An 11,392-nucleotide genomic window follows, 5' to 3' on the forward strand; every position below is an offset into this window, starting at 1 on the left:
CATGCTGACTATCGACAATCTTCACGCCGAAATCGACGGCAAGGAAATCCTCAAGGGCCTTTCGCTCACGGTCAATGCCGGCGAAGTCCATGCGATCATGGGTCCGAACGGCGCGGGCAAGTCGACGCTTGGCTATGTGCTGGGTGGGCGCCCCGGCTATGAAGTGACTGACGGTTCGGTGACCTTTGGCGGCGAGGATTTGCTGGAGATGGCGCCGCACGAGCGTGCTGCCGCCGGCCTGTTCCTTGGTTTCCAGTATCCGGTCGAAATCCCCGGCGTATCCAACGTCCAGTTTCTGCGCGAGGCGCTCAATGCACAGCGTAAGGCGCGCGGCGAAGCCCCGCTGTCCGGCGGCGAATTCCTCAAACTGGCGCGCGCCCAGGCCGATCTGCTCTCGATGGATCAGGAAATGCTCAAGCGCCCGGTCAATGTCGGCTTTTCCGGCGGGGAGAAGAAGCGCAACGAGATGGTCCAGATGGGCATTATCGGCCCGAAGCTGGCGATCCTCGACGAAACCGATTCCGGCCTCGACATCGACGCGCTGCGCGTCGTCGGCGATGGCATCAACCGCATCATGCGCGCCCCCGACAAGGCGGTGATCCTGATCACCCATTATCAGCGGCTGCTCGATTATGTGAAACCCGATTTCGTGCATGTGCTGAGCGGCGGGCGCATCATCCGCTCCGGCGGCGCCGAACTCGCGCACGAACTCGAAGCCGAGGGCTATGCGGCGGTGGCGGCATGAGCATTTCTTGCGCCGCAGGCTTAACGCCTTCTCTCCGCGTCTCCGCGTCTCCGTGGGCACCCATTTTCTTGTTCACGCGTAGCGGCGGAGACGCGGAGAGGGAGTTTGTGAAATGACCGCGCTGGCTGTCCCCACCCGGCGTGATGAAGCCTGGCGCTACAGTGATCTCGAAGCGGTTGCCTCGGTCTGGCCGGTCCCCGAGCCCGAACTGGTCGAAGTCTCCGCCGGGGAATCAATCTCGCGCGTCATCGTGCAGGACGCGTCGCTCGATGCGGTCGCGATCCGCGATTTCCGCGTCGTGCTGCACAAGGGCGCGACCGCGACCTTCCATATCCTCAACATCGGTGGCAGGCTTGGCCGCGTCGCGATCGACGTGACCTGCCATGAAGGGTCGCATTTCGAACTTGGCGGCGCGATGCTCGGCAGCGGCAACCAGACGCTCGAGATCGTCACCACGCTCAACCATATCGAACCCAATGCGACCTCCAACCAGCTGGTCCGCTCGGTGCTCGGCGGCAAGGCGACCGGCAGCTATCTCGGCAAGGTGGCGGTCGCGCGCGACGCGCAGAAGACCGACGCCAGCCAGTCGGTCAAGGCGATGCTGCTGACCCGCACCGCGACCGCCAATGCCAAGCCCGAGCTCGAGATTTTCGCTGACGATGTGAAGTGCGCGCATGGCGCGACGGTCGGCGAGCTCGACGCGATGGCGCTCTTCTATCTGATGAGCCGGGGTATCGCGCCGGCCGAGGCCAAGGTGTTGCTGCTTCAGGCGTTCGTTGCGAGCGCTTTTGCCGGCATCGAGGATGCTGCCGAGCGCGAGGCAGTGGAAGCGGCGGCGCAAGTCGCGCTGGAGCGGATGCTGTGAGGATTGCTCTCAGCCCTCCGTTCGTGTCGAGCGACGTCGAGACACAGATGCGCAGCATCTGTGGCCTGTTTCTCGACATCGCTCGAAACGAACGCGGAAGGGTTGGCAAAGCATGACCACACTCACCGATACCCGCCCGCTCGACGTGCTCGCCGATTTCCCGGCGATCCCGGCCGGCTGGGCCTATCTCGACACCGCCGCCACCGCGCAGAAGCCGCAGGTCGTGATCGACGCGATCACGCGCGGTTACGACACGACCTACGCGACCGTGCACCGCGGCGTGTATCAGCGCTCGGCCGATATGACGCTCGCCTATGAAGCGGCGCGCAAACGCGTCGCCGGCTTTATCGGCGCGGCCTCGCCCGACGAGATCGTCTTCGTGCGTGGCGCGACCGAGGGGATCAACCTTGTCGCGCAATGCTGGGCCGGGACTCAGCTCAAGGCCGGCGACCGCATCCTGCTGTCCACGCTGGAACATCACTCCAACATCGTACCGTGGCAGCTCGTTGCCGAGCGCGTTGGCGCCGCGATCGATGTCGTGCCGCTGACCGCCGATCACTGCATCGATCTCGATGCGATGGCGGCGATGATCACGCCCGATCACAAGCTGGTCGCCCTTGCTCATGTCTCGAACGTGCTGGGGTCGGTGCTCGATGCGAAGCGCGCGGCGGATATCGCGCATTCGGTCGGCGCGAAGATTCTGCTCGACGGCTGCCAGGCGGTGCCGCGCCTTGCCGTCGATGTCTCGGCGCTTGATTGCGATTTCTACGTCTTCTCGGGCCACAAGCTCTACGGTCCGACCGGGATCGGCATATTATGGGCCAGGGCTGAATTGCTCGACGCGATGCCGCCCTGGCACGGCGGTGGCGCGATGATCGACAAGGTCACCTTCGCGCGCACCACCTATGCCCCGCCACCGGCACGGTTCGAGGCGGGCACGCCGCACATCGTCGGCGCACTCGGACTGCATGCGGCGATCGACTATGTCGAAAGCATCGGGCTGGATGCGATCCATGCACATGAGACGGCGCTGGTCGCGAAAACCCGTGAAGCCTTGTCGCAGATCAATTCGGTCACGCTTTATGGTCCGGAAGAGTCGGCGGGAATCGTTTCCTTCTCGATCGAGGGGGTGCATCCGCACGACATCGGCACCATCTTGGATGAAGCGAAGGTCGCGATCCGCGCCGGGCATCATTGTGCGCAGCCGTTGATGGAGGCGCTCGGAGTGCCGGCGACGGCGCGGGCGAGCTTCGGGGTTTATAATGGTGCCGCGGACGTGGACGCGCTGGTCAAAGGTATCGAACGAGTGACGAGGATCTTCGGATGAACGAAGAACGCAAGATTGCGGTCGAAGAGGTCGAGACGGTCGAGGCGCCGCCGCGTGCGCGTGTCGAGGCCCCGGCCGAAACGCTTGAGCGCAAGCGCGATTATCTCGAGGGCTTTCTGGCGCAAAGGCCGCAGGGGCTTGCCGCGGGCGAGCCCGGTGGGGCGCTGTACGAAGCGGTGGTCGATGCGCTGAAGGAAATCTACGACCCGGAAATTCCGGTCAACATCTATGATCTCGGGCTGATCTACGGCGTTGACGTGACTAATGACGGCCATGCCGTGGTGACGATGACGCTGACCACGCCGCATTGCCCGGTCGCTGAATCGATGCCGATGGAAGTTGAATTGCGCGTCGGCGCGGTGCCCGGTGTCGGCAGTGCCGAAGTCAATCTGGTGTGGGATCCGCCCTGGGACCCGCAAAAGATGAGCGACGATGCGAAGCTCGAACTGGGCATGTTGTGAGGCGATTCGAGAAGCCAGGGCGGGTCAAGGGGGACTCGGACCGCCCCGGCTTCTCTTTCGGGGGCATGGAGTAGACGATGTCAGATGTGAAAACCCGCAACCGCCCGGCGGCACTTTTATTGACCCCCTCGGCCGAGGCGCGGATTGCCGAATTGATGGCCAAGGCGCCGGCCGACGCGATCGGCGTGAAGCTGTCGACACCGCGCCGGGGCTGTTCGGGGCTGGCCTATTCGGTCGATTATGTGACTGAGGCCAAGCCGTTCGATGAACGCATCGACACGCCCGGCGGCACGTTGTTCGTCGATGGCGGGTCGATCCTGTATCTGATCGGATCGACGATGAACTGGGCAGAGGACGATTTCGCCGCCGGCTTCGTATTCCAGAACCCCAACGCCAAGGGCGAGTGCGGGTGCGGGGAAAGCTTTACGGTTTAGGGCGGATCACCGTCAGCCCGGGAGCTCGACGATCATCTTTCTAGGGAAGCAGGGATTTATGCTGTTTCAGGTTGCGGCCTTGATTCAATCCCGATCCCGATCATGACAGCGTAGAGCCCGGCGGAATGCTGTTTGCGCCCGCCATGCTCTTTCTCATGACCGCTCAATCTTGAAGGCCTGGATGCCGCTGTCCGGGCGAAAACAGCATGCTGTTCCGCGCTGTTATCATGCTGTTATCATGCTGTTATTCAATAACAGCATAAATGAACGCAAGATCTTGAAAATAGACGGAAAATTTCCGAATAAAATCCAACTTAACAGCATGGAAAAAATTGCGCCGAAATAACAGCAAGGAACAGCATCTTTGGACGGGTCCGAATCGCCCTCCGGGCAGAAGCGGGAACGCCTAACCCAGCCCGCCAAAGCCGCGCCCCGCGGTCCAGCCGCCATCCGCCGGGATGACCACGCCGCTGACATAACGCGCATAGTCCGACGCCAGGAACAGGCACACATCCGCCACATCATCGACCGTGCCGAGCCGTCCGAGCGGCACCGCACGCGCCGACGCGGCCTTGGCTTCCGGTGTGGGAGCCAGCCGCTCCATCCCTTCGGTGCCGTCGATCGGCCCCGGCGACACCGAATTCACCCGCACGCCCTCACGGCCCCATTCGATCGCCAGCGTCTTGGTGATCATGTCGACACCGGCCTTTGCCGCGCAGACATGGATTTGCATCGCCATCGGAATCCAGGCCTGTGGTGCCGACACGTTGATCACGCTCGCGCCGGGCTTGGTCAGATATTCATACGCCGCGCGCATCACATGGAAGGTGCCGAGCGTGTCGATATCGGTGACGGTCTTGAACCCCTTGGGGCTGAGCATCGCCGCGGGAATCGGGAAATTGCCCGCCGCGCCGGAGATCAGCACATCGATCGAGCCGCGCTTGTCGTGGAAATCGACGATCGCAGCCTGCACCGCATCGAAATCGCGCACGTCGAGCGCATAGCCCAGCGCCGGGTTATCGTGCGACAGCGCTTCGACGGCGGCATCGACCTTGTCCTGACTGCGGCTCGCCACCGCCAGCTTCGCCCCGGCGCGCGCAAAGGATTTGGCGATGCCGAGATTAATGCCGCTGGTGCCGCCGAACACCATCACCGTCTTGCCGCTGAAATCGAATGCCATCGCGTCTCTCCCTGGGTTCGATTTGAACTCGCTCAGTCGGCGAGCTTGTACTTGAACCCGTAATGGCTCTTATCCCAGCCGAGCCGCTCATAGAAGCGGTGCGCATCGGTCCGGCTGCGATGCGAGGTGAGCTGCGCCATCCGGCATCCGCGCGCGGCGAAACGGGCATTGGCCCAGTCGATCATTTGCGCGCCGATCCCCTGGCCGCGCAGTTCGGACGACACGCGAACCGCCTCGATCAGCCCGCGCCACGCGCCGCGATGCGCGATGCCGGGGAGGTAGCTGAGCTGCATCGTGCCGACGATCTTGCCGTTCAGCTCGGCGACGATGCTCTCCTGGTTCGGATCGGCATCGATCGCCTCGAACGCCGCGACATAATGCGGATCGAGCGGCAGGCCCGGGTCTTCGCGGGTGCTGCCGAGATCGTCATCGGCGAGCAGCGCGACGATGGCCGGAAGGTCCGACCGGGCGGCGAGGCGGAGGGTGATGCTCATGTTCCGAAACGCTCCCTAGCTGCCGTTCGGGCTGAGCCTGTCGAAGCCCATGGCACCAGGTGCGACGCTTGCGGCAAGCAGCCCTTCGACAGGCTCAGGGTGAACGGGCTTGGGAAAACTCACTCCGCTTTCTCGATCCGCGCCAGCACCGCGCCCTCGCTGACTTGCCCGCCGGTCTCGGCGTTCAGCTCCGCCACCGTCCCGTCGAACGGCGCGACCAGGCTGTGCTCCATCTTCATCGCTTCGAGCGTGACCAGCTTCTGCCCCTTGGTCACGACATCGCCCGCCGCCACCTCGACCGCGATGATCCGCCCCGGCATCGGCGACAGGATCGCACCGTCGCCGGCCGCGCCCACCACGAGCCCATCGAGGCGACGTTCGAGCTCGATGAAGTGTGACCTGGTTACGCCATCGATCCAAACGCCTTTGCCATCATAGTCATAGACCAGCGTTTCCACCGGCCCAGTGGCGGCGATGTCGAGAATGCGTGGTTCGCCATCGACAGTTAGCCTCAGTTTGCGTGCCGGCAGAGCGTTGGCACGGAAGCCGAACATGGGATTCCATATAGTGGATGGTCCAACGACCCATTCCCGCTCGCCTGCTCCATTCAGGATTGGCTGCCGCGTCAGATCGTCGTCTGCCAGCAGCAAGATCGCGGCGGCCGAACAGTTGGCGTCAGTTGCAGACTCGACGCTCGTCAGTGCTTCGAGATTGCGTTCAATAAATCCCGTATCCACTTCGCCGACGACAAAACCAGCGTGGCTGGCCGCTCTCGACAGGAACTCCGCGTTTGTTCTGACGCCGCGTATGCGCGTCCCAGCGCAATAGTCGGATAGCGCCGCGCAAGCTCCGCTCCGTGAGTTGGCATGCGTCACGATTTTGGCGATCATCGGATCGTAGAACGGTGAAATATCCGATCCCAAAGCAACGCCGGTCTCGATGCGTGCGCCATGCGGAATATGGAATGATTCGAGCCGACCGGTTGACGGCAGGAAACCTTTGCTCGGATCCTCGGCGTAAAGCCGTGCTTCCATCGCCCAACCGTAGATCGCCAGCTCATCCTGCCGCTTCGGCAGCGTTTCGCCGGACGCCACGCGCAGTTGCCATTCGACCAGATCCTGCCCGGTGATTTCCTCGGTCACCGGATGCTCGACCTGCAGCCGCGTGTTCATCTCCATGAACCAGATGCGATCGGCACGCAGGCCTTCGCTCGCATCGGCGATGAACTCGATCGTGCCCGCGCCGACATAGTCGACCGCCTTGGCCGCCTTGACCGCCGCGGCGCAGATCGCTTCGCGCGTGTCCTCATCCATGCCGGGGGCAGGGGCTTCCTCGATCACTTTCTGGTGGCGGCGCTGGAGCGAACAGTCGCGCTCGAACAGATGCACGACATTGCCATGGCTGTCGCCGAACACCTGCACTTCGATATGGCGCGGGCTAAGGATATACTTCTCGATCAGCACCTGGGTGTTGCCGAAGCTCGACGCCGCCTCGCGCTGGCATGAGAGCAATGCATCGGCGAAGTCGGCCGGGTCGTCGACCCGGCGCATGCCCTTGCCGCCGCCGCCGGCGACTGCCTTGATCAGCACTGGATAACCGACCTTGGCCGCTTCCGCCGCGAGCCGCTCGGGCGACTGGTCTTCGCCGAGATAGCCCGGCGTGACGGGCACGCCGGCGGCGATCATGCGCTCCTTGGCCGCGTCCTTCAGACCCATCGCGCGGATGCTGTCGGGATTGGGCCCGACCCAGATGATGCCGGCATCCTTCACCGCCTGCGCGAAATCGGCATTCTCCGACAGAAAGCCATAGCCGGGATGGATCGCCTCCGCGCCGGTCGCCTTTGCGGCGGCGATGATCTTCTCACCCACAAGATAGCTTTCGCGCGCCGGGGACGGGCCGATATGCACCGCCTCATCGGCCTGGCGCACATGCAACGCCTTGGCGTCAGCGTCGGAATAGACCGCGACGGTGCGCACGCCCATTGCCCGCGCAGTGCGGATGATGCGGCAGGCGATCTCGCCGCGATTGGCGATGAGGAGAGACTTGATCATCGATACACCTAAAGGACCAGGAAAATGGAATTGCCGAAATTATGTAGCAGGACGGGCAGCACCAGGCTGCCGGTTCGTTCGCGCAGCCAAACCAGAATGAAGGCGGGCAGCGCGGTCAGCGCCATGCTCATCAGGTCGAACGACCAGCCGTTGTGCGAATAATCAAAGGCATGGCCGAGCCCGAACGCCACGCAGGACAGCAGTGCACCCCATCCCAGGTCGATGCCCAGCATCCGGATCCGCCCGCGCAAGGTCTCGTTGAACGCGAGCAGCAGGATGCCGCGATAGAAAGGCTCTTCCTCCAGGCCCGGCATGGTCAGCTGAAACGCCAGCGTCTGATGATCCAGCGGCTCATTCGACATGGAGATCGCAAAGCCGATGAACACCAGGCAGACAATCGCGGCGACCGCAAAAGTGACCTTCCATCCCGCCATATTCTGCACCAATGTCAGGCCGGAGCGGCGCCACCCGAACGCAGGGTGCGATGCGACCGCGAGGGTTAAAGCAAGCGCCAGAAGCTTGCCTTGCCAGTTCCAGCCGCTCCCGCGAAACATATCCGGGAGGACGCCATAGCCGTTGGTCAGCGCACAATCGTTCAGAAAGGCGAGGCCGGCAGCAACCAGCAGCCAGCGGATCGAGAACTGGTCCCGGCGCAGCAAGCCAAGGCCGATCCCCAATATGATGAGGATCGCCGCGGCGGCGAACATCCTGATCAGCGAGTTCGGCACTCAAGCCCCCCTTGTTGCGCCCCCTGGTTCAACGCCCCGGGCATCCCGTCTTGCGCTGAGTCCAGGTGACGTTCTGGATCTTCCATATGCCTTGCACACGGATCAGGTCGAAATGGTTGATCCCGCAATGCGAGAATTTGCCGTCCAGCGTGAATTCGTAAGGCGTCCAGACCATGGCGATATCGCCATCGACATGGACATGCGGATCGATATTGCGCTCCACCGGTTTGCCGGGGACCTTGGCGAGGCGTGCGGCAAAGCCGGCCCAGTCGCTTGACGTGACGCGGTGTTCGCCGGTGTCGGTCACCGCCGTTCCCGTCGCGCGGCCCTCGGGCACAGTGACGGCGATGATACCGGCCGGATCCTTGGCCGCCAATGCCGTGAACATGGTGTCGATCGTCGCGAGCACCGCGGCGGCATCCTCGTTCGATCCATGGTTCGGCGCCGGCGCCTGTTGCGCGGCCGCCGGTGTGGCGAAGAGGAGGGCGGTCGCAAGAAGGCGTATGGGCTTCATGTCATGCTCCGAGTGACTGACCGACGGGCGCTCAGCCCGCGCAGCCGGTGGTCCGTACCGACCATGTGACGTTCTGGATCTTCCAGCGGCCTTCTTCCTGCACCAGGTCGAAATGCTGGAAGCCGCAATGCCGCACCGTGCCGTCGATCGAGAATGTATAGGGGCCCCACACCATGGCCATCGCGCCATCGATCTCGATCGCGGGGTCGGTCATCCGCTCCTCATATCGTTCGGTGCCGGCGCTTGCCTCGGCATAGGCGGCGATCGGCATGTTGCGGACGGTACGGGTGCCGTCGGGCTTTTCCATCAGCACCGTGGCGGTGCCGTTAGGGCGCAGCTGGGCGAGAATGGCGGCCTGGTCGCGCGCGCTGATCCCGGCAAAGGCCGCGTTGATCGGTGCCATGACCGCCGCTTCGTCGGTGCCCGGCGGGGGCAGGCCAGTGCCCTTGGGCAGGGGCTGGACCGGTGTCGTCTGGGCGAGAAGCAGGAGCAGGAGAGACACGACCATCGATTATCCTTGGCGGAAGCGGGAAGGGGAAGAAGGTCAGCGATGCCGGATCAGGCCAGCCCCACTTCGCTGTCCATGTTGGCCCAGGTGAAGAAGTCCGGGTGATTGGGGATGGCATATCCGAACGCCACAAATGCCTCGACCACCTGTTCGACTGTAAACAGAGTAATGTTTCCCGATGCGACGGCGCGGTAATGGTGCTGCGGATTCTGCGTCCGGCATTCGATGACGAACGCGTCAGCCTCGACCGCCGTTTGAATGAAGTCGCCATCGGCCAGAGTGAGGATGGCGAAGCTGTTCGCTGTCCCCGGGGCCAGCATGCGCAGCCAATGATCGAGCGTTGCGTGATTGGGCTGGACGAATATCTGTCCGTCTTCGAGTTCAAATTCCATCGAATTTCCTCACATCCGGAACACACCGAACGCCGGGCGTTCGGGGATCGGCGCGTTGAGCGTCGCGGCAAAGGCGAGGCCGAGCACGTCACGGGTCTGCGCCGGGTCGATGATCCCGTCGTCCCATAGTCGCGCGGTCGCGTGCCAGGGATTGCCCTCATCCTCGTAGCGCTGGCGGATCGGCGCCTTGAACGCTTCGGCCTGTTCGTCGGTCCAGCTGTCCGCGTCGCGGTGCACCGTCGCCAGCACGCTGGCGGCCTGCTCGCCGCCCATCACCGAGATACGGCTGTTGGGCCAGCTGAACAGGAAGCGTGGCGAATAGGCCCGCCCGCACATGCCGTAATTGCCCGCGCCGAAGCTGCCGCCGATCAGCACGGTGATCTTGGGCACGGTCGCGGTGGCGACGGCGGTGACCAGCTTGGCGCCATGCTTGGCGATGCCCTCGGCTTCGTACTTTCCGCCGACCATGAAGCCGGAGATATTCTGCAGGAACAGCAGCGGAATACGCCGCTGGCAGGCCAGTTCGATGAAATGCGCGCCCTTCTGCGCGCTCTCGCTGAACAGCACGCCGTTATTGGCGAGGATCGCGACCGGAATGCCCCAGATATGCGCGAAGCCGCACACCAATGAGGTGCCGTAGAGCGACTTGAACTCGTGAAACTCGCTGCCGTCGACCAGCCGCGCGATGATCTCGTGCACGTCATAAGGCGCGCGAACATCGCTTGGCACGATGCCGTACAGATCCTCGGCATCGAACTTCGGTGGGCGCGGTTCCTTCAAATTCACCTCGCCCGCCGTCTGCGGTTGCAACGTGGATACGATGTCGCGCACGATGGTCAGCGCATGTTCGTCATTCTCGGCGACATGATCGACTACGCCCGAGCGGCGGCCATGCGTGTCCGCGCCGCCCAACTCCTCGGCCGAGATCACTTCGCCGGTCGCGGCCTTCACCAGCGGCGGGCCGGCGAGGAAGATCGTGCCCTGGTTGCGCACGATCACTGTCTCGTCCGACATCGCCGGGACATAGGCGCCGCCGGCGGTGCAACTGCCCATCACGCAGGCGATCTGTGGGATGCCGAGCGCCGACATGTTGGCCTGGTTGAAGAAGATACGCCCGAAATGATCGCGGTCGGGAAACACCTCCGCCTGGTGCGGCAGGTTCGCCCCGCCGCTGTCGACCAGATAGATGCAAGGCAGGCGATTGGCCTCGGCGATCTCCTGTGCGCGGAGATGCTTCTTGACCGTCATCGGGAAATAGGTCCCGCCCTTCACCGTCGCGTCGTTGCACACGATCATGCACTGGCGGCCCGACACGCGGCCGATACCGGCGATCATGCCGGCGCCTGGCACTTCGCCGTCATACAGGTCGTTGGCGGCGAGCTGGCCGATTTCCAGAAACGGCGAACCGGGGTCGAGCAGCCGTTCGACCCGGTCGCGGGGAAGCAGTTTGTTGCGCGAAACATGCCGTTCGCGACTTTTTTCGGAGCCCCCCAGCGCCGCCGTCGCGACATCGGCGCGCAGCTTGTCGGCCAGCGCACGGTTATGCGCGGCGTTGGCACGGAAGGTTTCGCTCTCTGCGGCGAGTTTCGTGTCAAGCACCGGGGCACTCATGGGGCGGTTTTCCTCTATCGTTTCGATCGTGCCTAGCGGCGGGTGCGGGCGATGGGAAGTGGATCGACTGGATCGATCGCTG

General features: G+C 63.6%; 13 protein-coding genes. 5 read left to right on the forward strand and 8 right to left on the reverse strand.

Translation table 11 applies throughout. From position 1 onward, the window contains the following. Window position 1 precedes the first annotated feature (1 nt). From sufC to OO12_RS03580, 5 genes are all read left to right on the forward strand, one after another. Window positions 2-745 (forward strand): Fe-S cluster assembly ATPase SufC, encoded by a 744-nt coding sequence (sufC, locus tag OO12_RS03560; protein ID WP_034157242.1) that lies wholly within the window; start codon window positions 2-4, stop codon window positions 743-745. A gap of 112 nt (window positions 746-857) precedes the next feature. Then, entirely contained in the window at window positions 858-1,610 is a 753-nt protein-coding gene (locus OO12_RS03565; RefSeq protein WP_034157243.1) for a SufD family Fe-S cluster assembly protein, read from the forward strand. Window positions 1,611-1,722: 112 nt separating this feature from the next. Beyond that, window positions 1,723-2,937: a cysteine desulfurase gene (locus tag OO12_RS03570; RefSeq protein ID WP_034157244.1), complete on the forward strand. Its 1,215-nt coding sequence runs from the start codon at window positions 1,723-1,725 to the stop codon at window positions 2,935-2,937. Further along, window positions 2,934-3,398, forward strand: a complete 465-nt coding sequence (locus OO12_RS03575) for an SUF system Fe-S cluster assembly protein (protein ID WP_034157245.1) — start codon at window positions 2,934-2,936, stop codon at window positions 3,396-3,398. The genes OO12_RS03570 and OO12_RS03575 overlap by 4 nt, the downstream gene beginning before the upstream one ends. 77 nt (window positions 3,399-3,475) lie before the next feature. Beyond that, complete coding sequence (locus tag OO12_RS03580) at window positions 3,476-3,832, forward strand: HesB/IscA family protein (RefSeq protein WP_034157246.1); 357 nt, start codon at window positions 3,476-3,478, stop codon at window positions 3,830-3,832. A gap of 406 nt (window positions 3,833-4,238) precedes the next feature. Here the strand turns inward: OO12_RS03580 and OO12_RS03585 are convergent, their stop codons facing one another. The 8 genes from OO12_RS03585 to OO12_RS03620 all read right to left on the reverse strand — a co-directional run bounded on the left by OO12_RS03585 (window position 4,239) and on the right by OO12_RS03620 (window position 11,310). Further along, window positions 4,239-5,012: an SDR family oxidoreductase gene (locus tag OO12_RS03585; RefSeq protein WP_034157247.1), complete on the reverse strand. Its 774-nt coding sequence runs from the start codon at window positions 5,010-5,012 to the stop codon at window positions 4,239-4,241. 32 nt (window positions 5,013-5,044) lie between these two features. Further along, complete coding sequence (locus OO12_RS03590) at window positions 5,045-5,506, reverse strand: GNAT family N-acetyltransferase (protein WP_034157248.1); 462 nt, start codon at window positions 5,504-5,506, stop codon at window positions 5,045-5,047. A 119-nt stretch (window positions 5,507-5,625) separates the two neighbouring features. Beyond that, window positions 5,626-7,557: an acetyl/propionyl/methylcrotonyl-CoA carboxylase subunit alpha gene (locus tag OO12_RS03595; protein ID WP_034157249.1), complete on the reverse strand. Its 1,932-nt coding sequence runs from the start codon at window positions 7,555-7,557 to the stop codon at window positions 5,626-5,628. Window positions 7,558-7,565: 8 nt separating this feature from the next. After that, window positions 7,566-8,285 carry a CPBP family intramembrane glutamic endopeptidase, BDIM_20840 family gene (locus OO12_RS03600; RefSeq protein WP_235364670.1) on the reverse strand — a complete coding sequence of 240 codons (720 nt, stop codon included), beginning with the start codon at window positions 8,283-8,285 and terminating at the stop codon, window positions 7,566-7,568. 28 nt (window positions 8,286-8,313) lie between these two features. Continuing rightward, the gene (locus OO12_RS03605; RefSeq protein WP_052215510.1) at window positions 8,314-8,799 is read right to left on the reverse strand and encodes a nuclear transport factor 2 family protein; all 486 of its coding nucleotides are present in this window, start codon (window positions 8,797-8,799) and stop codon (window positions 8,314-8,316) included. Window positions 8,800-8,830: 31 nt separating this feature from the next. Continuing rightward, window positions 8,831-9,307 (reverse strand): DUF4440 domain-containing protein, encoded by a 477-nt coding sequence (locus OO12_RS03610; protein ID WP_034157251.1) that lies wholly within the window; start codon window positions 9,305-9,307, stop codon window positions 8,831-8,833. A gap of 50 nt (window positions 9,308-9,357) precedes the next feature. Continuing rightward, the gene (locus tag OO12_RS03615; protein ID WP_034157252.1) at window positions 9,358-9,699 is read right to left on the reverse strand and encodes a hypothetical protein; all 342 of its coding nucleotides are present in this window, start codon (window positions 9,697-9,699) and stop codon (window positions 9,358-9,360) included. 9 nt (window positions 9,700-9,708) lie between these two features. After that, window positions 9,709-11,310, reverse strand: coding sequence for a carboxyl transferase domain-containing protein (locus OO12_RS03620; protein WP_034157253.1), 1,602 nt, complete (start codon window positions 11,308-11,310; stop codon window positions 9,709-9,711). Window positions 11,311-11,392: the final 82 nt, after the last annotated feature.

The organism is Sphingomonas sp. ERG5 (assembly GCF_000803065.1).
Taxonomy (GTDB): domain Bacteria; phylum Pseudomonadota; class Alphaproteobacteria; order Sphingomonadales; family Sphingomonadaceae; genus Sphingomonas.